The 25,109-nt window shown below is 72.5% G+C and carries 21 protein-coding genes; 10 read left to right on the top strand and 11 right to left on the bottom strand.

All coding sequences use genetic code 11. From position 1 onward, the window contains the following. The first annotated feature begins 70 nt into the window (after nucleotides 1-70). The 3 genes from O3438_RS19775 (at nucleotide 71) to O3438_RS19765 (ending at nucleotide 5,406) form a co-directional block, all read left to right on the top strand. Complete coding sequence (locus O3438_RS19775; RefSeq protein ID WP_269681339.1) at nucleotides 71-2,620, top strand: sensor histidine kinase; 2,550 nt, start codon at nucleotides 71-73, stop codon at nucleotides 2,618-2,620. Then, a complete protein-coding gene (locus O3438_RS19770; protein WP_269681338.1) occupies nucleotides 2,617-3,297 on the top strand; it encodes a response regulator in 681 nt (226 codons plus the stop codon). Before O3438_RS19775 ends, O3438_RS19770 begins: the two co-directional genes overlap by 4 nt. A gap of 99 nt (nucleotides 3,298-3,396) precedes the next feature. Then, nucleotides 3,397-5,406: an FAD-dependent oxidoreductase gene (locus O3438_RS19765; protein WP_269681337.1), complete on the top strand. Its 2,010-nt coding sequence runs from the start codon at nucleotides 3,397-3,399 to the stop codon at nucleotides 5,404-5,406. On the opposite strand, the gene O3438_RS19760 is transcribed toward O3438_RS19765, so the two are convergent. Both O3438_RS19760 and O3438_RS19755 read right to left on the bottom strand, forming a co-directional pair. After that, nucleotides 5,307-5,726: an SAV_915 family protein gene (locus O3438_RS19760; protein ID WP_269681336.1), complete on the bottom strand. Its 420-nt coding sequence runs from the start codon at nucleotides 5,724-5,726 to the stop codon at nucleotides 5,307-5,309. The genes O3438_RS19765 and O3438_RS19760 overlap by 100 nt on opposite strands. Nucleotides 5,727-5,767: 41 nt before the next feature. Next, complete coding sequence (locus O3438_RS19755) at nucleotides 5,768-6,181, bottom strand: hypothetical protein (protein ID WP_269681335.1); 414 nt, start codon at nucleotides 6,179-6,181, stop codon at nucleotides 5,768-5,770. A gap of 163 nt (nucleotides 6,182-6,344) precedes the next feature. Between O3438_RS19755 and O3438_RS19750 the strand changes: the two genes are divergently transcribed. Then, the gene (locus O3438_RS19750) at nucleotides 6,345-7,100 is read left to right on the top strand and encodes a dienelactone hydrolase family protein (protein WP_269681334.1); all 756 of its coding nucleotides are present in this window, start codon (nucleotides 6,345-6,347) and stop codon (nucleotides 7,098-7,100) included. 18 nt (nucleotides 7,101-7,118) lie between these two features. On the opposite strand, the gene O3438_RS19745 is transcribed toward O3438_RS19750, so the two are convergent. The 8 genes from O3438_RS19745 to O3438_RS19710 all read right to left on the bottom strand — a co-directional run bounded on the left by O3438_RS19745 (nucleotide 7,119) and on the right by O3438_RS19710 (nucleotide 14,360). Continuing rightward, a complete protein-coding gene (locus O3438_RS19745; protein WP_269681333.1) occupies nucleotides 7,119-8,222 on the bottom strand; it encodes an L-dopachrome tautomerase-related protein in 1,104 nt (367 codons plus the stop codon). Nucleotides 8,223-8,379: 157 nt separating this feature from the next. Further along, nucleotides 8,380-9,261: an SMP-30/gluconolactonase/LRE family protein gene (locus O3438_RS19740; protein ID WP_269681332.1), complete on the bottom strand. Its 882-nt coding sequence runs from the start codon at nucleotides 9,259-9,261 to the stop codon at nucleotides 8,380-8,382. A 61-nt stretch (nucleotides 9,262-9,322) separates the two neighbouring features. Then, a complete protein-coding gene (locus O3438_RS19735; protein WP_269681331.1) occupies nucleotides 9,323-10,264 on the bottom strand; it encodes a sugar kinase in 942 nt (313 codons plus the stop codon). Then, a complete protein-coding gene (locus O3438_RS19730) occupies nucleotides 10,261-10,881 on the bottom strand; it encodes a bifunctional 4-hydroxy-2-oxoglutarate aldolase/2-dehydro-3-deoxy-phosphogluconate aldolase (RefSeq protein WP_269681330.1) in 621 nt (206 codons plus the stop codon). The genes O3438_RS19735 and O3438_RS19730 overlap by 4 nt, the downstream gene beginning before the upstream one ends. 11 nt (nucleotides 10,882-10,892) lie before the next feature. Continuing rightward, complete coding sequence (locus O3438_RS19725) at nucleotides 10,893-11,732, bottom strand: hypothetical protein (protein ID WP_269681329.1); 840 nt, start codon at nucleotides 11,730-11,732, stop codon at nucleotides 10,893-10,895. Beyond that, a complete protein-coding gene (gene dgoD / locus O3438_RS19720; RefSeq protein ID WP_269681328.1) occupies nucleotides 11,726-12,871 on the bottom strand; it encodes a galactonate dehydratase in 1,146 nt (381 codons plus the stop codon). The genes O3438_RS19725 and dgoD overlap by 7 nt, the downstream gene beginning before the upstream one ends. Further along, on the bottom strand, nucleotides 12,868-13,578 hold the full coding sequence (locus O3438_RS19715) for a FadR/GntR family transcriptional regulator (RefSeq protein ID WP_269681327.1): 711 nt from the start codon (nucleotides 13,576-13,578) through the stop codon (nucleotides 12,868-12,870). The genes dgoD and O3438_RS19715 overlap by 4 nt, the downstream gene beginning before the upstream one ends. 35 nt (nucleotides 13,579-13,613) lie before the next feature. Further along, nucleotides 13,614-14,360 (bottom strand): SDR family NAD(P)-dependent oxidoreductase, encoded by a 747-nt coding sequence (locus O3438_RS19710; protein ID WP_269681326.1) that lies wholly within the window; start codon nucleotides 14,358-14,360, stop codon nucleotides 13,614-13,616. A gap of 159 nt (nucleotides 14,361-14,519) precedes the next feature. On the opposite strand from O3438_RS19710, the gene O3438_RS19705 reads away from it, so the two are divergent. The 6 genes from O3438_RS19705 (at nucleotide 14,520) to O3438_RS19680 (ending at nucleotide 22,522) form a co-directional block, all read left to right on the top strand. Next, nucleotides 14,520-15,815, top strand: a complete 1,296-nt coding sequence (locus O3438_RS19705) for an ABC transporter substrate-binding protein (protein WP_269681325.1) — start codon at nucleotides 14,520-14,522, stop codon at nucleotides 15,813-15,815. Between the two features lies 1 nt (nucleotide 15,816). Then, nucleotides 15,817-16,734, top strand: coding sequence for a carbohydrate ABC transporter permease (locus tag O3438_RS19700; RefSeq protein ID WP_269681324.1), 918 nt, complete (start codon nucleotides 15,817-15,819; stop codon nucleotides 16,732-16,734). Next, nucleotides 16,734-17,555 (top strand): carbohydrate ABC transporter permease, encoded by an 822-nt coding sequence (locus O3438_RS19695; RefSeq protein WP_269681323.1) that lies wholly within the window; start codon nucleotides 16,734-16,736, stop codon nucleotides 17,553-17,555. Before O3438_RS19700 ends, O3438_RS19695 begins: the two co-directional genes overlap by 1 nt. Next, nucleotides 17,552-19,630, top strand: a complete 2,079-nt coding sequence (locus tag O3438_RS19690) for an alpha-galactosidase (protein WP_269681322.1) — start codon at nucleotides 17,552-17,554, stop codon at nucleotides 19,628-19,630. The genes O3438_RS19695 and O3438_RS19690 overlap by 4 nt, the downstream gene beginning before the upstream one ends. Before the next feature lie 46 nt (nucleotides 19,631-19,676). Next, the gene (locus O3438_RS19685) at nucleotides 19,677-21,950 is read left to right on the top strand and encodes a glycoside hydrolase family 27 protein (protein ID WP_269681321.1); all 2,274 of its coding nucleotides are present in this window, start codon (nucleotides 19,677-19,679) and stop codon (nucleotides 21,948-21,950) included. Nucleotides 21,951-22,093: 143 nt separating this feature from the next. Then, on the top strand, nucleotides 22,094-22,522 hold the full coding sequence (locus O3438_RS19680; RefSeq protein WP_269681320.1) for a hypothetical protein: 429 nt from the start codon (nucleotides 22,094-22,096) through the stop codon (nucleotides 22,520-22,522). A gap of 32 nt (nucleotides 22,523-22,554) precedes the next feature. Here O3438_RS19680 and O3438_RS19675 read toward each other — a convergent pair whose 3' ends face one another. Next, nucleotides 22,555-25,065 (bottom strand): ATP-binding protein, encoded by a 2,511-nt coding sequence (locus tag O3438_RS19675; protein WP_269681319.1) that lies wholly within the window; start codon nucleotides 25,063-25,065, stop codon nucleotides 22,555-22,557. Between the last annotated feature and the right edge of the window lie 44 nt (nucleotides 25,066-25,109).

Genomic DNA, 25,109 nt, shown 5'->3' with positions numbered 1-25,109 from the left:
ACCCTCGCGGGCGGGGCCGTGCCGACCGGCACCGCCCCGCCCGCCACTCTGACCAGGGAGGATGGTCCCCGTGCCACGCGGAGAACTGCGCATCTACCTCGGAGCCGCCCCGGGCGTCGGTAAGACGTACGCCATGTTGGAGGAGGCCCGGCGGCGAGCCGCGCGCGGCACCGACGTGGTGATCGGCTTCGTGGAGACCCACGGCCGCCAGCACACCGCCGCGATGCTCGGCGACCTGGAGCAGGTGCCCCGTCGGGCGATGGAGTACCGGGGCGTCGAGTTCACCGAGATGGACCTGGACGCGGTGCTGGCCCGCCGGCCGGAGATCGCGGTGGTGGACGAGCTGGCGCACACCAACGTGCCCGGTTCCCGGCACGACAAACGCTGGCAGGACGTCCAGGAGCTGCTCGACGCGGGGATCGACGTGCTGTCCACTGTCAACGTGCAGCACCTGGAGTCGGTCAACGACGTGGTCGCGCAGATCACCGGCACCACCCAGCGGGAGACCGTGCCGGACGAGATCGTCCGCGCCGCCGAGCAGGTCGAGCTCGTCGACATGACCCCCGAGGCGCTGCGTCGGCGGATGGCACACGGCAACATCTACCGACCCGACAAGATCGACGCCGCGCTGGGCAACTACTTCCGGGTCGGCAACCTCACCGCGCTGCGCGAGGTGGCGTTGCTCTGGCTGGCCGACAAGGTCGACGAGCAGCTCGACCGCTACCGCAGCCAGCAGGGCATCGCAACCACCTGGGAGGCCCGGGAACGGGTGGTGGTCGCGCTGACAGGTGGCCCGGAGGGCGAGACGTTGATCCGCCGGGCGGCCCGGGTCGCCGCCCGCAGCAAGGGCGCCGACCTGCTCGCCGTGCACGTGGCCCGCAGCGACGGCCTGGCCGGCGCCGACCCGGCCCAGCTGGCCCGCCAGCGGGTGCTGGTGGAGAGCCTGGGCGGCACGTACCACCAGGTGCTCGGCACCGACGTGCCGGCCGCGCTGCTCGACTTCGCCCAGGGGGTGAACGCGACCCAGCTGGTGCTCGGCGCCAGCCGCCGGGGCCGACTCGCGCAGATCTTCGCCCGGGGTGTCGGGGTGACCACCACAGCGCTCTCCGGCTCGATCGACGTGCACCTGGTCACCCACAAGCAGGCCGGCAAGGGTCGCCGGGCGGCTGCGGTGCCGGCCGCGCTGTCCCGACGGCGCCGGCTGCTCGGCTTCGCCCTGGCCGTGCTGGGCATGCCGCTGCTCACACTGCTGCTGCGGACCCTTCCCGACCTGACCCTGACCAACGACATCCTGCTGTTCCTCGCCGGCGTGATCGGGGTCGCCCTGGTCGGCGGGGTGTGGCCGGCCCTGGTCGCCGCGCTCGGCAGCTCGCTGCTGCTCAACTGGTTCTTCACCCCGCCGTTTCGCACGTTGACCATCGCCGAGGCGGACAACCTGCTCGCCCTGGCCGTCTTCGTGGCTGTGGCGTTGGCGGTCAGCTGGGTCGTCGACGTGGCCGCCCGGCGTACCCGGGAAGCCGCGCGGGCCGCCGCCGACGCGCAGACCCTCGCCGCCGTCGCCGGTGGCGTGCTGCGCGGCGAGCGCCCCCTGCCCGCCCTGCTGGACCAGCTCCGGGAGACGTTCGGGCTGCGCGCCGTCAGCGTGTTGGAGCTGGCCGAGGAGGCCAGTGGACGCCCGGACCGGGCCCGCGACGAGCGCGCCTGGTGCGTCGTGGCCAGCGTCGGCGAGCAGCCGGCCTGCGCACCCGACGGCGGTGAGACGGCGGTACCTGTGGACGAGCGGATCACCGTCGTGCTCAGCGGCCGACGGCTGGAGGCCGCCGACCGCCGGATCGTCGAGGCGTTCGCCGCCCAGGCCGCCGTCGCGCTACGCCAGGAACGGCTCGCCGAGGAGGCCGCCACCGCCCGACCCCTCGCCGCCGCGGACCGGATGCGCACCGCGCTGCTCGCGGCGGTCAGCCACGACCTGCGTACGCCACTGGCGTCGGCGAAGGCGGCGGTGACGAGCCTGCGCAGCCACGACATCGAGTTCGACGAGTCCGACCGCGAGGAGCTGCTGGAGACCGCCGAGGAGTCACTGGACCGGCTCGCCCGGCTGGTCGGCAACCTGCTCGACATGAGCCGGCTCCAGGCGGGCGTCCTCGGCATCTCGGCGACCGCCATCGGCCTGGAGGACGCCGTACCTCTGGCGCTTGACGAACTCGGCCCGGCGGCCGCGACTGTCGGCACCGACATTCCGGCCGACCTGCCGGCCGCCACCGCCGACCCGGGCCTGCTGGAACGGGTGCTGGTCAACATCGTCGCCAACGCGCTGCGCTACAGCCCGCCGGACCAGCCGCCGACGATCACCGCCAGCGCCCACGCCGGTCAGGTGGAGCTGCGGGTGATCGACCGGGGTCCGGGCATTCCGGAGGACCAGTGGGAGCACGTCTTCCTGCCGTTCCAACGCCTCGGCGACCGGGACAACCAGACCGGCGTCGGTCTCGGTCTCGCCCTGTCCCGGGGTCTGGCCGAGGCGATGGGTGGCAGCATCACCCCGGAGACCACCCCGGGCGGTGGGCTCACCATGGTGCTGCGGCTGCCCGCCGCGCAGACCAGCTCGGAGGGGCCGCAGGAATGACGCGCATCCTGGTCGTCGACGACGAACCGCAGATCCTGCGTGCCCTGCGGATCAACCTGCGCGCCCGCCGGTACGACGTGGACGTCGCCGCGACCGGGGCCGCCGCGTTGAAGGCCGCCGCCAGCCATCCACCCGACCTGGTGGTGCTCGACCTCGGGCTGCCCGACATCGACGGGGTGGAGGTGATCCGCGGCCTGCGCGGCTGGACCGCCGTGCCGATCATCGTGCTCTCCGGTCGGGCCGGCAGCGAGGACAAGGTGGCGGCGCTCGACGCCGGCGCCGACGACTACGTCACGAAGCCGTTCGGCGTGGAGGAGCTGCTGGCCCGCATCCGTGCCGTCACCCGCCGGCTCGGCGCGCCCAGCGAGGCGGTGCCGGCGCTGCGGATCGGTCAGCACACCGTCGACCTGGCCGACCACAGCGTGCGCAGGGACGACGGCACCGAGGTCAAGCTGACCCCGACCCAGTGGAGCGTGCTGGAGAAGCTGCTGCGGCACCCCGGCAAGCTGGTCAGCCAACGGCAGCTCCTCCAGGACGTGTGGGGGCCGGAGTACCAGAACGAGACCAACTACCTGCGGCAGTACCTGGCCCAGCTGCGCCGCAAGCTGGAGGACGACCCGGCCCGCCCCCGGCACCTCATCACCGAACCGGGAATGGGCTACCGCTACCGCCCCTGACCCGTTGACACCCGCCGGAAGAGATTGAAGAATTTCGTTCGCAGCGGCAGCGGCGTGCTTCTGTAACCGTCCCCTCCGGTTACCCCCTGGGAGTGCGCCGTGTCAGTGCCCCTGTCCCGCCGTCGACTGCTGACCGCCGGCGGCGCCGGCCTCGTCCTAGCTGGTCTCTCCGACCCGTTCCGGGCCGGTCCCGCCCGAGCCGCCGTCACCACCGCCGACCTGGTCGTCTACGGCGCCACCTCCGGCGGGCTGGCCGCCGCGATCACCATGCGCCGACTCGGCCACACCGCCGTCGTGGTCGAGCCCACCAGCCACGTCGGCGGGCTGAGCACCGCCGGGCTGGGCGCCACCGACACCGGGGTCCAGGCGTCCATCGGCGGGCTGGCCGCCGAGTTCTACCGCCGGGTGTACGTGAGGTACCACGGCGGCACCCTCACGCCGACGTCCCCGCTGCGGATGACCTTCGAACCGCGCGTCGCCACCGCCGTCTTCGCGGAGATGCTGGCCGAGGCGGGCGTGCCGGTGGTCGTCGACGCCCGGCTGGCCAGCCTCGGTCGCAGCGGCAACCGGATCACCGAGCTGCGCACCGAGGACGGCTCGGTCTACTCCGGCGGGGTGTTCGTCGACGCCACCTACGAGGGTGACCTGCTGGCCATGGCCGGGGTGGGGTTCACCGTCGGGCGGGAGTCGAACGACACCTACGGCGAGACGATCAACGGGGTGCAGTCCCGTAATACCCACCAGTTCGTCTACCCCGTCGACCCGTACGTGACGGCCGGCTCGCCGACGAGTGGTCTGCTGCCGGGCATCTCCGCCACCCCGCTCGCCCCGCAGGGCAGCGGCGACGGCCGGATCCAGGCGTACTGCTTCCGGATGTGCCTCACCCAGGCGGCCAACCGGATCCCGTTCGGTAGGCCGTCCGACTACGACCCGATCCGGTACGAGTTGCTGCTGCGCCACATCCAGGCCGGGTACACCGGGCCGTACTTCACCACCCACTCGATCGGCGGTGGGAAGACCGACTCCAACAACAACGGCGCGGTCTCCACCGACCACATCGGCTTCAACCACGCCTACCCGACGGCGAGTTGGGCCGCACGGGAGAGCATCATCGCCGAGCACCGCAGCTACCAGCAGGGGATGATGTGGTTCCTGGCCAACGACTCACGGCTGCCCGCGTCGGTGCGTGAGTCGACCGCCCGATGGGGCCTGCCGGTCGACGAGTTCACCGCCACCGGCGGCTGGCCGCCGCTGCTCTACATCCGCGAGGCCCGCCGGATGGTCTCCGCGTACGTGATGACCGAGGCCGACTGCCGGGGCCGGGTACGCGCCGCCGACTCGGTGGGCCTGGCCAGCTACACGATGGACTCGCACAACTGTCAGCGGGTGGTGGTCGACGGGAAGGTCCGCAACGAGGGGGACGTGCAGATCAGCGTGCCGGCGCCGTACCCGGTCAGCTACCGGGCGATCGTGCCGCACCAGGCGCAGTGCGCCAACCTGCTGGTGCCGGTCTGCCTCTCGGCGAGCCACATCGCGTACGGGTCGATCCGGATGGAACCGGTGTTCATGATCCTCGGGCAGGCCGCCGCCACGGCCGCGTCGCTGGCGCTCGCCGGGAACGTCGCCGTGCAGGCCGTCTCCGTGCCCACCCTCCAGACGCGGCTGCGCCAGGCCGGCGCGGTGCTGGAATGGGGGTCGACGAGCGAGGTGATCCTGGACAACGCGGCGGCCAGCGGAATCACCCGGGCCGGCACGTGGCTCCGCAGCACCAGCATCGGGGGCTACTACGGCCCGGACTACGAGCACGACGGCAACACCGCCAAGGGCGTCAACCGACTGCGGTTCCGCCCGACACTGCCCACCTCGGGGTCGTGGACCGTGCACCTGCGCTGGACCGCCGACCCCAACCGGGCGAGCAACGTGCCGGTGGACATCGCGTACTCCGGCGGGCTGACCACCCGGACCGTCGACCAGCGGCAGTCCGGGGGCCAGTGGGTGTCGCTGGGCACCTACCCGTTCACTGCGGGCACCGACGGGAGCGTGCTGATCCGCACCGAGGACACCAACGGCCACGTGATCGCCGACGCGGTGCGCTTCGTCCGCGCCTGACCGTCCGGGCCGGCGGCGGTCTCGGGCCGGGCGGCGGTTTCGGGCCGGGCGGCCGGCCTCGGGTCCAGCGGTGGTGCCACCAGCAACGGGTCGACCTGGATCACGTCGATGCCGAGCGGCCGCAACATGCCGCGCAGCGTCGACTCGCAGAGCTCCTCCCACGGCTGATCCGCGCCCATCGCGGTGACCAGCAGCTCGGGCCGGGTGAAGGCGATTCCCACCCGTTGCCCCTGCGGTGAGCGGCCGGTGCGAACCGTCCGCACCATCCGTTCCGGCAGGTCACGCACCGGAACGGCGTAGATTCTCGGGCCCTCGTCCATTGTCGGGTCTGTCCTTTCCGCATGTGCCGCCGAGGTGGCGGTCATCGACCGAGATGTTCGAGCTCACCGGCGAAGCAGCGGTTCGCCGTTGGGCGCGCGTCCGCCGCGGCGCCCAGGTCGAGCGCTCGCAGGATGTAGTTGGCCTCCGCCACCTCCACCCCGGCGCGAAGGCGCAGGTCAGCCACGGCGCGGTGCAGCACTGTGACGCTGTCGGCGGCGAGCCGGATCACGGCGTCGACGTCGGCGGCGAGCCACCACGCATCGACGGCGCACGGTTCGTGCCGCAGGTACTCCACCAGGTGACTGCCGGGCGCGGACCGGCCGAGCCGCACGCTGACCAGCGCCTCGTGCCGCCGCTGCGGCCCGTCCGCGCTGGTCGCGGGCTCACCGCTGTCGCCGTCGGCGCCGGGTGACAGGCCACCGCGTTCCCAGCGTGTCATCCGCCAAGGACTCATGGACCCATCGTCACCACCGAACGGCGGCGCAGCGCCCGCCGATACGCCGTTTCGACGGGCCACCGCCATCTCTTGACGCCGTGTTCACGCGGCTGCCCGCCGGGCACGCCGACACGGCGAGTAGCGTTCGGAGCAGACCAAGATCGGCGTACGAGGAGGCGTGGTGCAGACGACGACGGTGGACATTCCGACCGACGACGGGATCGCGGACGCGTCACTGACCCGACCGGACGGCGACGGGCCGTTCCCGGCGGTGCTGCTGTTCATGGACGCCTTCGGGCCGCGCCCCCGCCTGGTGGAGATGGCGGAACGGATCGCCGAGCGCGGTTACCTGGTGCTGACTCCCCACCTGTTCTACCGGGCCGGCCGGGCACCACTGTTCGACCTGTCCCGGCTCGGTGAGCCGGACCAGCGCGGCGCCCTGTTCGAGCAGATCACGCCGCTGATCGGCGCACTGACCCCCGAGGTGGTCAGCCGGGACACCGCCGCCTACCTGGACTTCCTGGCCGCCCGGGACGACGTCCAGCCGGGCCCGGTCGCGATCACCGGTTACTGCATGGGTGGCACGAACGCGTTGCGGGCCATCGAGGCGCACCCGGACCGCATCGCGGCCGTCGCGAGTTTCCACGGCGGGCGGATCGTCACCGACGCGCCGGACAGCCCGCACCTGGGCGTCGGCTCGATCACCGGCGAGGTGTACTTCGGGCACGCCGACGCCGACCAGTCGATGACGCCCGAGCAGATCGCCACGCTGGAGAAGGCGCTCGACGCCGCCGGGGTGCGCTACCGCTCCGAGGTGTACGAGGGCGCCCACCACGGCTTCACCATGGCCGACACCCCGATGTACGACGAGAAGGCCACCGAGCGTCACTGGGTCGCTTTGTTCGACCTGCTGGGACGCGCCCTGCCCGCCGCCTGACAGGCAGGGCGCGGCGGGTCAGCGGCGTAGCAGCACCGGGCCGGCGTCGATGCGGGTGCGGAACAGCGCGTACGGCTTGCGCCGCAGGTCCTGACCGCGCTGGTACTGCGGTTGCCGGTGCAGTTGGTTGGCGGTGACGTAGAGGTACCCGTCGGTGGCCACCGACATGGTGTCCGGCCAGAGCAGTCGCGGATCGTGGACCAGCGTCTCGTACTCGCCGTCCGGCAGTCGACGCAGCACCGCGTTGTGCTCGTACGACGTGACGTAGAGCCGGCCAGCGTCGTCGCTCTCCAACCCGTCCGAGGCGGTGCCCCGGTCGCCCTCGTCGACCACCGTCGCGGCGACCGCCTCCTGGGTGACACCCGGATCGGCCAGCGCCTCGGTGGAGACGCTGTAGAGGCACCGGGACGCCAGCGGGCAGTAGTAGAGCCGGGTGCCGTCGGCGGAGATGGCGATGCCGTCGGAGCCCATCGCCACCGGCTTCGGTGGCCCGTCCGCCGGTCGTTCCAGGAACGGTCGACCCTCGACCACCGGCCGGAACGACGTCAACGGCTCCGCCTTGGTGGACGGGTGGTCGTGCAGCCGCCGCCAGGCGGCCCCGCTGGCCAGGTCCACCACGATGATTCCGTTCGGCCCGGCGAACGCGGAGTCGGTGATGTACGCGACGCCGGACTCACCGCGACGCAGGTCGAACCGGACGTCGTTGAGGTACGTGGTCGGCAGCGCCACGTCCGCCGGGAAGGTGATCACCTGGGCGACCGTGTCGGTGTCCAGGTCGACCCGGACCAGCTTCGGGCCGCCCGGCTTCGTGGGCCGCAACATCGGGCTGCCCGTGTCCAGCACCCACAGCCGGTCGGCCGGGTCGACAACGATGCTCTGCACCGACACGAACGCGCCCGCGTCGTCGTCGCCGGACGGGTCGTTCCACGCCTGGTCGGGGTAGGGCACCTCCTGACCGTCGCGCAGTTCGACGACGGTGGCCGGCACCTCGTCGCCCCACTTGGGGAAGTTGACGAAGATTCGACCGGAGTGCGAGACGCTCACCCCGGTCGGCATCGGGCCGGTGAAGGTGTGTACCAGCTCCAGCTCGCCAACCGGCTCGTCGCTGACCGGCCCACTCATGACGCCCGCCCCACTGTGCTCATCGCCCGCCCCCTGCCGATCCGCCGGATGTTCCGCTCCTGTGCCGCTATTCCCGCCCGGACGTCCGGTATGCGTGGCCGGCCGGCAAAGCCGGGAGGGGGCGGTGAGCCGGGAGGGCGGGCGGTCCGGGTCCCGGTCAGGCCACCGGTGCGGCGGCCCTGGCGGCGGGCAGGCCGGGGACCGGGACGTCCACAGCGAGCAGCGCTCCGTCCTCCGGGCCGGGCGTGGTCAACCCCACGCGGGCGGTGCCGATGAAGAGTCGGCGCAGGTCGGGGCCGCCCAGGCAGATTCCGGCCGGCTGCTTCGCCGGTAGCCGGATCTCCTGCTCCAGGGTTCCGTCCGGCCGGTAGCGGCGTACCGCCGAACCGCCCCACAGCGCGATCCAGAGGTGACCGGCGGCGTCGACTGTCATGCCGTCCGGGCCACCGTCGGCGGAGGGCAGCCGAACGAACGGCTCCCGCCCGCTCAGCTCCCCGGTCGCCGGGTCGACGGTGAACCGGTCGATCTCGCCGCGAGGCGTGTCGGCGAGGTACATGGTGGTGCCGGTGGCGTCGAACGCCGGCCCGTTCGGGATGGTCAGTCCGGTCACCGCGGTCACCGGCGCCGCGCCGGGGGTGAGCCGGAACAGCGTGCCCTCGCCGGGCACCGCCGCGTACGTCATGCTGCCGGCCCAGAAGTGGCCGTGCGGGTCGGCGACCGCGTCGTTCATGCGGGTGGGCTCGGGTGCGTCGGCGACCAGGTCGGCGACCGGCCGGGGGTCGCCGGCGGCGGGCAGCAGTGTGAGGCCGGTTCCGGCGGCGGCCAGCCAGTCACCGGGCCGGCCGGCCACCGGGGCGACCGCGCCGAGCGGAACGTCGAGACGGCGTACCTCCCGCAGTGGGGCGGGGGCGTCGCCGTCGGTTTCCAGCAGGCGTCCGGCCAGCAGATCGACGAGGACCAGGCGGTCGTCGACCCAGCGCAGCCCTTCGCCCAACTCCAACCGGTCGGTGCTCCAGACGGTCGGCTCGGTCAGCTCCATCTCGCTCCTCCAAGGATCTGCGGGGGGCGGCGGCGGGCGGTCCGGCCCGCCCGTCACCCGGTCAGCGGACCGTACCGCCCGGCTCGTGGTCCAGCAGCGTCAGCTCCGCCCGGTCGGGCAGGCCCTCCCAGTCGCCGGTGGTGGCCACCGCGAACGCCCCGGTGGTGACGGCTCGGTCCAGTCGGGCCGGGGCGTCGGCGCCGTCGAGCCACCCGGAGAGCAGCCCGGCCACGAAGGCGTCGCCCGCGCCGACAGTGTCCACCACCGGCACCGTCCGAGCTGGACGGTGCAGTGCACCGGCCGTGCTGTGACTGGTCGCCCCGCCGGCACCGTGCTTGACGACGACCTCGGTCACCCCGGCGGAGAGCAACGCCGTGACCGGGTCGGAGGCGTCGGTCAGCACGGCCAGCTCGTCGTCGGAGGCGACCACCAGGTCGATCGAGGGCAGCAGCGGGCGCAGCGCGGTGGCGGCCTCGGCGACCGACCAGAGCCGCTGCCGGTGGTTGACGTCCAGGCAGACGGTGCTGCCGGCCGCGCGGGCTCGTCGCACGGCCTCCACCACCGCCTGGTACGGGTCGACGCCGAGCGCGCAGGTGATGCCCGTGACGTGCAGCAGTCGGGGCGGCGACGCCTGTGCGTCGAATGCCCGGGTCACGTCGGTCGGGCGCAGCCGGGAGCCGGCCGACCCGCTGCGGTGGTAGGTGACCCGGTTGATGTCGGCGACCCGGTTCTCGAAGAGGATCAGCCCGGTCGGGGCGGTCGGGTCGACCCGGGACCAGCTCAGGTCGACGCCCTCGGCGCGCAGCGTACGGCGGACCAGCTCACCGGGCTCGTCCGCGCCGGTGACGCCGACCCAGGCCGCCCGGTGGCCGAGACGGGCCAGCCCGATCGCCACGTTCGACTCGGACCCGGCGACGGAGATCCCGGCGGTGCCGCCCAGCCGCAGGGGGCCGGTGGTGCGGAACGCCGCCATCGTCTCGCCGAGCGTGAGCACGTCGGTCATCCCCGCACCGCCGCGAGGAAGGTGGCGGCGCGTTCGCGCAGCGCCGCCGGGTCGCCGCCCCGGACGGCGTCGCCGAGCAGGGGGGAGCCGACGCCGACCGCGAGCGCGCCCCGGTCCAGGTAGCGGCGTGCGCCCTCCGCGTCGACCCCACCGACGGGTACGAACGCGGTGCCGGGGAACGGGTCGCGCAGCGCGCCGAGGTAGTCGGGCCCACCGAGGGACGCCGGGAAGAGCTTGATCGCGGTGGCCCCGCCGCTGGTGGCCTGCACCACCTCGGTGGGGGTGAGCGCGCCGGCGAGGACCGGCAGCCCGAGCCGGCCGCCTTCGGCGAGGCTCGGCGCGAGCGCCGGGGTGACCAGGAAACCGGCGCCCGCGTCGGCCGCCGCGCGGGCGTCCTCGGCGCTGAGCACGGTGCCCGCGCCCAGGGCGTAGTCGGGTCCGAGCGCGGCCCGGGCGCGTCGGATGACGTCGAGCGCGTCGGCGCTGGTGAGCGAGACCTCGACCAGCGCGACGCCGCCCTCGGCCAGTGTGAGCACGGCGCTGAGCGCCGCCGCCGGGTCCGGGCCGCGGACGATGGCCAGCAACCGGTGGGTACGCAGCTCGTCGAGCAGGTTCATCGGGGATGTCCTCAGTGGGTGCGGTGGGCGGAGATGGTGAGTCGCCAGGCGACCTCGCCGCTGGGCGGGACGACCGCCGCGTCGTCGGGGCCGGCGTCGGCCAGGTCGAAGGCGGCGCCGAGCATCGGCTCGACACCGATGCTGCGGTACGGGGCGTAGTCCGGCCAGCCACCGAGGTTGCGCCACAGCGCGGTGCTCCGGGGCTGGTCGGCGCACTCCAGTTCCACTGTCAGCCGGTCGACACCGTCGACCACCTGAACCCGGGGGCAGTCGAGCAGCACCGCGCCGAGTGCGGTCCCGTCGTCGGCTCCGAGGGTGTCCAGTGTGAGGCCGGCCGGGGATGGCCACGGCCCGCTGAGCCACGGGGCACCGGCCGGCCAGGTGCCCGGCGGCAGCAGCGCGGCGGCCTCCGGATGCAGCCGGGTCGGTGTGCCGACGGGCGCGTCGAGGCGGGCGTCGGGGGAGAGGCCGAGCAGGGCGTGCGCGGCCCAGACGAAGCGGTACCCCGGGTCGGCGGCCAGCCGGTAGTCGGCCACGACCACCCCGGCGGAGTCGGTGATCCGGCGGGTCAACACGAACGTCGGGCGCTCGATGACCACGGTGCCGGGCCCGGCGTTGCGCCAGGGGCGGGACCACACCTCGCCGTGGTCGGGTCGCCCCCGCACTGTGGGCAGGCACTCCTCCAGCCCGCCGGCGTCGACGAACGCGTCGTCGGGGCGTACCCCGTGGCGGCCGGGTTCCGGGCCGCGCCACAGCCACTCCCGGCCGCCGCCGTGCAGGCTGGTCCACCGGCCGCCGTGCGCGGCGTCGTACGCCGCCCGCAGCGGCACCGCCGTCGCGGGGGTCACCATTCCGCGAACGACCCGTCGGCGTGCTGCCAGACCGGGTTGCGCCAGGCGTGCGGGGTCTCGGCGGCCTTGCGGACCGCCGCCTCGTCCACTGTGATGCCCAACCCGGGCCGGTCGAAGCGGGCGATGTGCCCGTCGACGAAGCGGAACGGCTCCGGGTCGACCACGTAGTCCAGCAACTCGGAACCGATGTTGTAGTGGATGCCGATGCTCTGCTCCTGGATCAGGAAGTTCGGCGTCGCGAAGGCCACCTGGAGGCTGGCGGCCAGGGAGATCGGGCCGAGCGGGCAGTGCGGGGCGAGCATCGCGCCGTACGTCTCTGCCAGCGCGGCGATCCGGCGTACCTCGGAGATCCCGCCGGCGTGCGACAGGTCCGGCTGGATCACGGAGACGCCTGCCTGCAACGGCCCGAGGAACTCGTTGCGGCCGTAGAGCCGCTCGCCGGTGGCCACCGGGATCGGCGTGCTCGCGACGATGTCGCGCAGGTGGTGGGCCTGGTCGGGCAGGACCGGCTCCTCCACGAAGAACGGACGGAGCGGGGCCAGTTCGGGCAGGATCCGGCGTACTGCGGCCAGCCCGGCCCGACCGTGGAAGTCCAGCGCGATGTCCCGGTCGGGGCCGAGCACGTCGCGGGCGGCGGCGACCCGGCCGACGACGGCGTCCACCTCGGCGGAGGTGGGGATGGCCGACAGTCGTCCGGACGCGTTCATCTTGATCCCGGTCAGACCGGCGGCGACCTGGGCGGCCGCGGCGTCGGCGATCTCGTCGGGCTCGTCGCCGCCGATCCAGGAGTAGACCCGTACCCGGTCGCGGACGGCGCCGCCGAGCAGGGCGTGCACCGGTGCGCCGTACGCCTGCCCGGCGATGTCCCAGAGCGCCTGGTCCAGGCCGGCGACAGCGCTGGAGAGGATCGGGCCGCCCCGGTAGAAGCCGCCCTTGGTGAGGATCTGCCAGTGCTGCTCGATGCGGAGCGGGTCCGCGCCGATCAGGTATTCGGAGAGCACCTCGACGGCGCTGCGCACCACCTCGGCGCGGCCCTCCACCACCGGTTCACCCCACCCGACCAGGCCCTCGTCGGTCTCCACCCGGCAGAACAACCACCGTGGCGCGACGAGGAAGGTCTCGATCCGCTCGATCTTCACTGACTGCCCCTCTGTCCCCGTGCCTTCTCGACGTCGCGGACGGCCTTGTCCAGCAACTCACGCATGGCGGCCTCGGCCGCCGTCTCGTCCCGGCTGCGCAGCGCGTCGACGACAGCTCGGTGGCTGGGCACCGGGTCGTCGTGGGGGGCGCCGCCGTGCACCAGCCGGTCCCGTTCGGCCAGCCCGGTCTCCATCACCACCTCCATGCGTTCCAACAGCTCGTTGTGGGTGGCGGTGAGCAGCGCACGGTGGAAGGCGAGGTCGGCGGCGATGGCGGCGGTGGGATCGCCGTCGGCCTCGCCCATCTCGACCAGCGCCCGGTCGAGGGCGGCCAGGTCGTCAGCGGTCGCACGGGTCGCGGCCAGCCGCGCGGCGGCCGGCTCGATGATGGCGCGTACCTCGTGGAGTTGGTCGAGGAGCCGCTGGTCGGTGCCCTCGGCGAACTGCCAGCGGATCACGTCACCGTCCAGCAGGTTCCAGTCGGAGCGGGGTCGGACGAAGGTGCCGCGCTTCTGTCGGGCGTCCACGATGCCCTTGGCGGTGAGGACCTTCAGCGCCTCGCGCAGTGCCGTGAGGCTGACGTCGAACTCCTCCTGCAACGCCACGATGTTAAGGGTCGCGCCGGCGGGGATCTCACCGGTGAGGATGCGGCGGGCGATCGCTTCGACTGTCTGTCCGTGGATGCCGCGGCGGGCGTACTGTGCCAATGCTCCTGGCCTTTTCGCTGGTCGGTATCGATCTCTCAGGCCGAGGCTTTCACCGCTGTCCAGCCACCGTCCACCACGAGGCTCGCCCCGGTGATGTAGGCGGCGTCCGGTGAGGCGAGGAAGGCGACTGTCGAGGCCACCTCGTCCGGGGTGCCGAACCGCTTCGCGACGGTCTCCGCGACGCTCTGCCGACGGTCCTCTTCGGAGACGTCGTCCCAGGCGGCGGTGAGGATCGGCCCCGGCAGCACCGTGTTGACGCGTACCTGCGGGCCGTACTCCACGGCGAGCTGGCGGCCGAGTGCGACAAGGCCACCCTTGGCGGCGGCGTACGCGGGCCGGCCGGGCAGCCCGACCAGCGCGTGCACCGAGGAGATCAGCACCACGGCTCCGGAGCGGGCGCGCAGATCGTCCAGACAGGCGCGGACGCCGAGGAAGGAGCCGGTGAGGCTGACGCCGAGCTGGTGGTCCCAGGACTGTCGGCTGGTCTCGTGCGCCGGGGCGACCTGCACGGCGTACGCGGTGCTGACCAGGATGTCGACCGGGCCGAGGTTCGCCCGCGCGACCGACACCGCAGTCGACCAGTCGTCCTCCTCACTCACACTGCCCATTACGGACAGTGCTCGGTGCCCGGCGGCGGTCAGCTCGTCGGCCAGCGGAGCCGGATCGTGGACGTCGAGCAGCGCGACTGCTGCCCCCTCGGCTGCCAGTCGTCGGGCGATGGCCGCACCGATCCCACCCATAGCGCCGGTGACCAGCGCGTTTTTGCCTTCAAGCCGGCGCATAGGCTGATCCACCTGACTCCCGCCCTGGTCTCATCTAATCATTAATTACGAAGATATCTTGACAGCCGCCAACGGCCGATGCAACCTTCTGGTCACAGCATTCACATGGACGACACATCGCGCGGTGACGCTCCGTGTCGTAGAGGAAGGGATACCTCCGTGAGCGACTTCGACCCCGGTCGCCGGCGATTCCTTGGTCACCTAGGGCTCGCCGGCCTGGGTGCACTCGGCGCCAGCTCGTTCCTCAGCGCGTGCGCCAGCTCCGCCAGCGGGCCGACGACGAGCGGCGGCTCCGGCGCGGTCACCATCCAGTCCAACCTCTCCTCGCCGCAGGCCAAGGCCGCGATGGAGAAGCTGATCGAGACCTTCAACGCGCAGGGCAAGGGCACGGCGAGCCTCAACACGATCGCCTCGGAGACCTTCCGGACCCAGCTCCCGACCTACCTGACCTCGGCCAACCCGCCGGACCTCTACACCTGGTACGCGGGCTCCGTGGCCAACGACTACGCCAGCAAGGACCTGTTGCTGGACGTCTCCGACGTCTGGAAGTCCCTGGGCGACTACCCCGAGTCGCTGCGCACCCTCTCCACCGCCGCCAGCGGCAAGCAGGTCTTCGTGCCGATGAACAACTACTGGTGGGGCTTCTTCTACCGCAAGTCCAACTTCGCCAAGTGGGGAGTGCAGGAGCCGAAGACCTGGGCCGACTTCCTGGCGCTGTGCGAGACGCTGAAGAGCAAGGGCATCCCGCCGATCGGCATCGGCCTCGGCGACACCCCGTGGGTGGCCTCGGCCTGGTTCGACTACCTGAACATCCGGATCAACGGCGCGCCGTTTCACCGCGAGCTGCTCGCCGGCAAGCAGCGCTTCGACGACCCCAAGGTCAAGGCGGTCTTCACCCGCTGGCGCGAGGCGCTGCCCTACTTCGACCCCAAGGGCAAGGCCTACCCGTTCCAGGAGGCGACCACCGCCCTGCTGGCCGGCAAGACCGGCATGTTCCTGATCGGCACGTTCTTCGCCGACGCGGCACCGAAGGACGCCCTCGGCGACCTGGACTTCTTCCGATTCCCGATCATCGACCCGGCGGTGCCGCTGGCCGAGGAGGCCCCGACCGACGGCTTCTTCGCCAGCGCGAAGACCGCCAACCCGACCGGCACCAAGGCCCTGCTGACCTACCTCTCCGGGGTCGAGGCACAGGAGGCGTACGTCAAGGCCAGCTCCGGCATCGTGCTGCCGGCCAACCCCAGGGCCAAGGCTTCCGACTCGCCGCTGGTGGCCAAGGGGAAGGCGATGCTCGGCGAGGCCAAGGAGCTGACCCAGTTCTTCAACCGGGACTCCAGCGACGCCCTCCAGCCGACCGCGGACACCGCGCTGACCAAGTTCATCGACAAGCCGGACCAGATCGACGCGATCCTGCGGGAGTGGCAGGCCGGCGCCGAGAAGGTCTTCAAGGGCTGACGTGACAGCAACGATCTCCCCGACTTCGGTCACCCCCACCCGGCGGCGGCGACGGTCGGCTCGACTGTCGCCGCTGCTGGTGGCGTTCGTCCTGGTGCCGTTCGCGGTCGAGAGCATCTGGGTGTTCTGGCCGGCGCTCCAGGGCTTCTGGTTCTCGCTCACCCGCTGGGACGGGATGTCGCCGCCGACCTTCGTCGGCACTGACAACTACGTCGAGCTGGCCGGTGACGCCACCTTCCGGGGCGCGCTCGTCAACACGGTGATCTGGCTGGTGTTCTTCGGCGGCCTCTCCGTGCTGGGCGGGTTCGGCATGGCGCTGGTCCTTCAGAAGGAGCGGCGCGGGGTCGGCTTCTACCGGGCCGCGCTGTTCACCCCCGTGGTGTTCTCGCTGGTGGTGACGGCGCTGGTCTGGCGGGTCTTCTACCAGCCCGACGGCATCGCCGACACGCTGCTGCGGGCCGTCGGCCTGGAACACCTGATCCGGCCCTGGCTGGCCGACCCGCAGACCGCCCTGTACGCGGTGATCCTTCCCGCCCTGTGGCGGCAGATCGGCTACGTCATGGTGCTGTTCCTGGCCGGACTGAAGGCCATCGACCCGGCGCTGCACGAGGCCGCCCGGATGGACGGGGCCAACTCCTGGCAGCGGCTGCGGCACGTCACGATTCCCCAGCTCAAGGGGGTGAACGCGGTCGTGCTGTCGGTCATCGTGATCGACTCGCTGCGCTCGTTCGACATCGTCTGGTCGCTGACGAAGGGCGGCCCGTACCACTCGTCGGAGCTGCTCAGCACCTACATGTACTCGACAGCGTTCCAGAGTCTGCGGCTGGGTTACGCCTCCGCCATCGCCGTCGTGATCTTCGTGCTCGCGCTGGCCGTCATCCTCGGCTACCTGGTCCGCGCGTTCCGGGAGGAAGCGTGATGAACAAGCTCCGTACCGGGGCCTTCCACACCGGCATGATCCTGCTCTCGCTGCTCTGGCTGGGTCCGGTGCTCTGGGTGGTGGTGATGTCCACCCGGTCGTTCGACGACATCGCCGCGCACGGCGTGGGCAGCCTGCCCCGGTCGTTCACGCTGGACACCTACCGGCAGGCGTGGACCGACGGCGGTGAGCTGCGCGCGCTGATCAACAGCATGCTGGTCACCGTCCCGTCGGTGGCGTTGAGCCTCGGGCTGGCCGCGATGGCAGCGTTCGCGCTGAGCCGCTTCCGGATCCCCGGCCGGCGGACCATCCTGCTGCTGATGCTCGCCGGCAACCTGCTGCCACCACAGATCCTGCTCATCCCAGTGGCCAAGTTCAGCGAGCTGACCGGCCTGTACGACACGCTCTGGGCGCTGATCACGGTGCAGGTCGGCTTCGGGCTCGGCTTCTACACGTTCGTCCTGCACGGCTTCATGCGGGACCTGCCGGGTGAGATCCAGGAGGCGGCGACGATCGACGGCGCCGGCACGGCGCAGATCTTCACCAGGGTGATGCTGCCGCTGACCCGCCCCGCGCTGGCCGCCCTGGGGGCGCTCTCCTTCACCTGGATCTTCAACGACCTCCTGTGGGCGATCACCGTGCTGCGTACCGACGACAACATGCCTGTCACCCCGGCGCTCCTCGCCCTCCAGGGGCAGTTCGTCTCGTCCTGGAACGTCATCGCCGCCGGTACGGTCATCGCGGCCGTACCCACCGTCGCGGTCTTCCTGCGTTTCCAGCGGCACTTCGTCTCCGGCCTGGCGCTGGGAGCGGTCAAGTGACCGGGCAGCGGTGGACGCTGCGCGGCGCGCACACCGAGTACACCGTGACGGTGCCGGCGCACGGACGCTGGTTGGAGCTTGTCGCGTGGGGCCCCCACGGCGTCTCGGACGGGCCGTCGCCGGTCGCCTACGACGGCCCGGTGCCGTTCCTCACCGCCGGCGACGCGGCCCCCATCGAGTACGCCACCGACGCCGACCGTCCGTTCACCGGCGCCGACCTGGTGATCGAGACCTCGAACGGGCAGCGCCGGGTGGGCTTCGTCCACACCGGGGAGCGGGTCGACGCCGACCAGCGGGAGTTAACCGTCGACTTCGCCGACCCGGTCACCGGGCTGCGCGCCGCGGTGCACTACCGGGTGCCCGCCGGCACCGACGTGGTGCAGCGGTGGGTCGAGCTGGCCAACGACGGCACCGACGCGCTGCGGGTGGTACGGGCCGGATCGGCGGGGTTCTGCGTACCGACACCGCACGGCGCGTTGCTCAGCCACCAGTGGGGGCAGTGGGCGCAGGAGTTCCAGCTCTCCCACGTCGAGTTGGGCCACGGCGCGTTCAGCATCGGCAGTTCCCAGGGCGTACCCGGGCATCTGCACGTGCCCTGGCTGGCCGTGCGCGACACCGCGGACCCGGCCGGCTCGGCGTGGGGGATGGGGTTGGCCTGGACCGGCTCGTGGGAGATCAGCGCGGAGCGGGACACCGGTGGCCTGACCCGGGTCCGGGCCGGTCGCCAGCTGGTCGACGGCCCGTTGGAGCTGAACCCTGGCGAGATCCTGACCCTGCCGGTGGTGACCGGCGCGTACAGCCCGGACGGCCTCGACGGCCTGGCTCGGGTCTGGCACACCCACCAGCGGTTGCTCGCCGGAGAACGGCTCACCCCGCGTCCGGTGCTCTACAACTCCTGGGAGGCCACCTACTTCACTGTCGAGGCGCAGAGTCAGCTCGCGCTGGCCCGGATCGCCGCCGAGCTGGGCGTGGAGACGTTCGTGGTCGACGACGGCTGGTTCGTCGGCCGCAACGACGACACCGCCGGACTCGGTGACTGGACGCCCGACCCGGCGAAGTTCCCGGCCGGGTTCGACGCGTTCATCGCCGACGTGCGCGCGCTCGGGCTGAACTTCGGGCTCTGGGTCGAGCCGGAGTGCGTGAACCCGAAGTCGACCCTCTACGCCGAGCACCCGGACTGGGTCTACTCCGTCGACGGTCGACCTCTCACCCCGGTCCGCAACCAGTACCTGCTCGACCTGGGCCGGCCCGAGGTCGCCGAGTTCGTCCACTCCACTGTCGATGGTCTGCTTCGTCGGTACGACATCGACTACCTGAAGTGGGACTTCAACCGTCCACGTACCGAGCCCGGTCGTCCCGGCGGGATCGCTCCGCTCGACCTGGACGGCGCGCACGTCGCCAACCTGCACCGCATCTACGAGCGACTGCGTCGGGACCACCCCGGCGTGCTGATCGAGGCCTGCGCCGGAGGTGGCGCGCGCACCGACCTGGCGATGGCCGCCCGGGCCGACGTCTTCTGGCCCAGCGACAACACCGGGCCCCTGGACCGGCTCGCCATCCAGTACGGCTTCCTGCACGCCAACGCACCGCACCTGCTCAGCTCCTGGGTCACCGACGCGCCTGGTCTGTTCGATCCCCGACCGCGCTCGCTCGCGTTCCGCTTCGTCCTCGCGATGGCCGGCGTGCTCGGCATCGGCGCGGACATCCGCGCCTGGACTCCCGACGAGCGGGCCGAGGCGGCCGACTGGATCTCCCGGTACAAGGAGATCCGGGACGTCGTCACGACCGGCGAGGTGCATCTGATCGGTGGCCCCGACCAGGCGCGCTGCGCAGTGCAGTACACCGCGGCGGACGAGACCCAGGTCGTCGTGCTGGCCTGGCACACCGGCCGGCTCGACGGCGCCGGGCTGCTTCCGTCCCGCCCGGTCCGTCTGCCGCTGCGCGGCCTCGACCCGGCAGCGCGTTACTCGCACGGCGGTCAGCACTACTCCGGCAGCCACCTCGCCACTGTCGGCCTGCCCGTGCAGTGGAGCGCGACCCACGACGCCGACCTCATCGTGCTGACCCGCGACTGAGGCCGGAGCACCACCACCCCCACCCCCGAGGGACAGGAGTACCTCCATGCGCCTGAACCGACAGCTGACCGCCGCCCTGGCCGTGCTCGGCCTGGGCCTGGTCAGCCCCACGCCGGCGATGGCCGGCCCACCCCAGGCAGCCCCACCGCAGGCCGGCTCCTCTCCCGCCGGTCCGCCGGTTGCCGGCCGGCCCCCCGCCGGCCCGCCGCCGGCCTCTTCCGGCCCAGGTCGCCCCGGTCACGCTCCGGCCGGCACCGGCGCGGAGGACCAGGGCGCGCCCGCCTACTTCAACAGTGGGCTCGCCCCGACGCCCTACCAGGGCTGGAATACCTACTTCGGCCTCGGTGGTGACCCCACCGAGGCCGAAGTACGGTCCGTCACCGACTTCATGGTCCACAGTGGCCTCCGCGACGCCGGCTACACCTACGTCTGGATCGACGGCAACTGGGCCGCGCCCACCCCACGCAACGAGGCCGGCCAGCTCGTCGCCGACCCGGCCCGCTTCCCCGGCGGGATGGCCGCGCTGGCCGCGTACATCCACAGCAAGGGGATGAAGGCCGGCATCTACACCGACGCCGGTCCCTACCTGCCGGGGCAGTGCGGGCTGGGCAGCAACGGCCACTACCAGGCCGACGTCAACCAGTTCGCCGGCTGGGGCTTCGACGCGCTCAAGGCCGACTGGCTGTGTGGGCGCGCTGCCGGCCTCGACCCGGAGGCCACCTTCCGTGAGCTCGCCGAGGCGGTACGCCAGTCACCGCGCCCGATGCTGCTCAACATCTGCAACCCGGTCAGCTCCGACTGGGGTGGCGGCCCGTACCCCCCGGAACAGCTCTCCACCTGGAGCTACACGTACGCGCCCACCATCGCCGACTCCTGGCGCACGTACACCGACGTGGGGCTCACGGACCCGACCCCGCAGTGGGCGTACCCGTGGGTGCTGCGCAACATGGACGTCAACGCGTACCACCCGGCGGCCACCGGGCCGGGGCACTACAACGACCCGGACTACCTGCTGCCGATGCGCCCACTGCCCGACGGCGGGTACGAGTTGAGCCTCGACGAGTCCAAGACGCAGCTCGGCATGTGGGCCATCATGGCCGCGCCGCTGGTGATCGGCTCCGACCCGCGTGGCCTGCCGAAGGAGATGATCTCGGCGTTGACCAACCCGGAGATCATCGCCGTGGACCAGGACCCGCTGGTCCGACAGGGCGTCAAGGTCGCCGACACCGGCACCGACGCGCAGGTCTGGAGCAAGGTGCTGAACGGCTCCGGCAAGCGGGCCGTCGCGCTGCTCAACCGGCACGACATCGCCCAACGGATCACTGTGAACTTTTCCGATGTCGCGCTCGGCGGCGCGGTCCGCGTCCGTGACCTCTGGTCCCGCGCCGACGTGGACGCTCAGCCTGGCACCGCCGGAATCCAGCCGTTCACCGGCTCGTACACCGTCGAGGTGCCGGCGCACGGGGTGGCCATGCTCCGTCTGACCGGCGCCGACCAGGTGGCCGGCGCCGACCTCGGGGGCACCGCGAGCGCCAGCCCGGCGCTGGTCCGGGTGGACGACACGCACGCCACCGCCTTCGTCCGCGACGCCTCCGGTGCGCTGGCCGTCAACACCCGTACCGGTACGACGTGGGGAACGCACTGGACCTCGCTCGGCGGCCCGGTCGGCGGCCGGATCCTCGGCCAGCCGACGGCGTACGCCTCGGCCGGTGGACGGCTCGACGTCTTCGTCCGTGGCACCGACAACGCGGCCTGGCAGCGCAGCTACACCGCCGGCACGTGGGGACCGTGGCGCAGCCTCGGTGGCACGTTGACCGACGCGCCGACGGTGGCGTGGACCAGCCCGACCCAGTGGACGCTCGTCGGTCGCGGTGCCGACGGCAAGCTCTGGTCGCGTACCCCGAGCAGCGGGTGGACGGGCGTCGGAGCGCCCGACGACCGGCCGTTCTACGGTCGGCCGAGCGCCGTGGTCGACGACGCCGGTGTCCTGCACGTGGCGGTCCGCAGCCGCACCGACGAGGTGTGGTGGAGCAGCCGCACCGGCACCACCTGGTCGGCCTGGACCAACCTGGGCGGCACCACCAACGGCAGCCCGACCCTGCTCGCCACCTCCGGCCGGGTTTACCTGTTCTCGCTGGCCGCCGACAACCGGCTCTGGCAGCGCAACCTGACCGACGGCGCCTGGGGCGGCTGGTTCCAACGTGGTGAGTTCGCCACCGACGCGTTCCGGGGTGCGCCCGGCGCCGCCGCCGGTGCCAACGGTAGTGCCTGGCTGGCGGTACGCGGGGTGGACAACCGCGTACACCAGGTCGTCCTCTGATGCGCGGGTGGCGGGCCGTCGACCAGGTCGCGGCGGCTCGCCACCCGGGGCGTTGACCAGCCAGTGACGGAGGTCGATGATGGGAGGCGGTCACCCTCCGTCCACCCCGGGCGGGTGGGGCCACCGGGGACGGAGGACATGCGATGCCACGCACCCGCCGCTTGACCGCATTCACGCTGGCACTCGTACTGCCAATGCTCGCGCTCGTCGGTGCCGCACCGGCGGCCGCCGCCACCCCCACCCTGGAGATCAACTCGGTGACCCTGGTGGCCAAGGGCGCCGGTGTGCGTCTGGACTACCAGGTGACCTGCGACGAGGGCTCCTACGGCAGCCTGCTGACTGCCACGATCACCCAGGCCGTCGGGAACCGCATCGCCTACGCGTCCGAGCCGCATCCCGGCGGTTGGACCTGCACCGGCCAGCCCCAACCGTTGTGGGCGCTCTTCCCGGCCGATGTCGCTGGTGTTCCGTTCCGTACCGGCGAGGCGCTGCTGCTGGTGTGGCTCTCCGCCTGCCCCGGCGCCAACTGTGAGTACGGCCGAGCTGAACAGGTGGTGCGGATCGTCCGCTGACACCGGGTAGGCCGCTGGTGCGCGGCGCCGGTTCAGGCCGGGACGAGGTCGCGGCACCGGCGCAGGGCGGCCCGGGCCAGTGGCGTGTCACGGCCGGCGATCCCGGCTTCCAGTTCGGCGACGGCCGCCGCGGCCCGGGCCGGTTCACCCGCCGCGGCTGCGGCCTCGGCCAGCACCAGCACCGCGTCGGCAGCCCACGCCAGGATGCCCTTGCCGCGCACCACTGACAGCGCCTCCGTCGCGTGCCGGACCGCCTCGTCCGGCCGCCCCACCACGGTCAGTCGGGCCAGCGCCGAAAGTGCCTGCACCAGCGGCCAGACGGCGCCCACCCGGCGGGCGTCGGCGACCACCTCGCGCAGCGCCCGCTCGGCCGACTCCACCTCGTCGCGACCTCTGCCGCTGTCGCCGAGCCCGGCGCGTCCCTCGGTGCGGCTGTCGGGTCTGTCGTGCCCCCCGGTGCTGCCAGCTCGTTCGGCGGTGGCGGTGAGCGCCAGCACGGTGGCCAGTTCGGCCCGCGCGTCCAGCAGGGTGACCGGCATCCGTTCGGCGGTGGTGACCAGCCGGGTGAGCCGTTCGGCCAGCCCGTCGAACCTCCCGGCGGCCCGGCTCAGCGACAACTCGGTCGCCTCCACCAGCGCGGTCAGCCGCTCGTACCCGGTCTCGTCGACCAACGCCCGACCGGCAGCCAGGAGCGTCTCGGCCTGCTCCGGATGCCCGGCGTGCAACGCGCCCTGCGCCCAGTTCAGGCAGGCTCGGGCGTGCTCCCTGGGTCGGTCGGCCAACGCGGCGGACGCGCGCAGTTCGGTGATGATCGACCAGGCTGCCGGGTCGCCCAGCTCCAACAGCAGCGACGCTCGGGCGATCCGGGCCGCGAGGTGTGCCGCCGGGTCGCCGCTGGCCGTCGCGGCGCTCTCCGCCTCCGTACACCTGGCCAGGTGGTCGTCGACGTGCCGGCCGACGACGGTGTCCGGGGCCGCCAGCACCGCGAGCGCCGGGGCCTTGCGGCGCGGTGCGCGCAGGTACGGCACGGCCCGCTCGATCTCGGTGTACCCCCGCAGCGCCTCGCCCTGTTGACGCAGCATGCGCCCGAGCACCAGGCCCAGTTCGCCCCGGGCGCCGGGTGGCAGCCGTCGGTCGGCGAGCAGCCGCTCCAGCACCGGGATCGCCTCCGCCTGGCTGAGCCCGTCGATGGCCGACCGGCCCAGCTTCGCGGCGAGCCGAACCCGCACCGGTCGGGGAAGCTCGGCGACGTCCATGGTCTGGAGCAGGAAGCTGGCGGCGGTCGCGTCGTCGCCGCGTTCGGTGGCCAGGTCGGCGGCAGCCTCGGCGTTGCGGACGAAGTCGGCCCCGCTGCCGGCCAACCGATAGTGGTGCGCCAGTTGGGCGACAGGCCTCGGTAACTCCTGTTCCAGCACCCGAGCGACCCGCAGGTGCAGCCACTCGCGATTCGGCCGGGGAACCAGGTCGTACACCACCTGTCGGGCCAGGTCGTGACGGAACCGCAGACCGTCCCCGCTGTCGTGCAGCAGTCCCGCCCGGTGGGCGGCGGTCAACGCCGAGCCGACAGTCACCCGGTCCAGGTTGAGTGTCGAGGCGAGAACGCGCTGGTCCGGTGCCATCCCCAGCACCGCAGCGGCCCCGAGCACCTCCCGGGTGCCCTCGTCGAGCGGGCGCAGCCGCCAGAGCAGCACGTCGCGCAGGACGAACGGGACGCTGTCGTCCGCCAACGGGTCACCGCCGCGCTCGGCGAGCGTACGCAGCACTTCCTCCACCACGAACGGGATGCCCGCGGTCCGGTCGAGCAGCGTGGTGGTGAGCTGCTGCGGAGGGTCGTCGAGCCGCAGGGTCCGGGCGGCCAGTCGGCGTACGTCGTCGGCGTCCAGTGGACCGAGCGGAACCCGGGTGACGCTCCATGGTGGGGTCCGGGCCAACGCGTCGTGGATGGGCGTGCTGCCTCCGGGCGCCGCCGTGCGGGCGGTCAGCACCACGGCCAGTCCGTCCACCGGGTGGGCGGCCAGGTAGCCGAGGAACTCGCAGGTCGCCGGGTCGGCCCAGTGCAGGTCTTCGAGGAGCAGCGTGGCGGGGCTCAGCGCGGCGAGCACCGAGGCGACGGCCCGGATCAGCCGGTGTCGTTCGGCCGCCGGATCGGTCAGTGGGGGCGGCGCGGCCGGCAGCACGTCGGCCAGTTCGGGGAGCAGCGGCGCGAGAGCGCCGGCGACCGGGCTCACCGCACCGAGCCGGTCGGCGCTGCCCCGGATCGCGTCCAGGAGTACGCCGAGCGGGAAGGGTTCCGGTACGTCGTCGCACTCGCCGACCACGTGGTGCCCGGGAAGTCCGGTGAGCAGTTCGGCGACCAACCGGCTCTTGCCGATCCCGGGTTCACCCTCCAGCAGGATCAGGCAGGGTGGGGCTTCGACGAGCCGGCGGAGCTGGGCCAGTTCGGAGGCTCGGCCGACGAACTCGACGGGTCCACGCAGACGTTCGGGGCGGACGGGAGTTGGGCCCCCGCCGCCCCGCGTCTTGTCATCGTCGCCGTCGATCACCGTGCGCCGAGCAGATCACCTCCACGGATGGCGCCGATGGTCCG

Origin of the sequence: Micromonospora sp. WMMC250 (genome assembly GCF_027460215.1) — a bacterium.
GTDB lineage: Bacteria > Actinomycetota > Actinomycetes > Mycobacteriales > Micromonosporaceae > Micromonospora > Micromonospora taraxaci.
The sequence above is the reverse complement of the archived record's forward strand: the minus strand, read 5'-3'. Positions and strand labels throughout refer to the sequence as shown.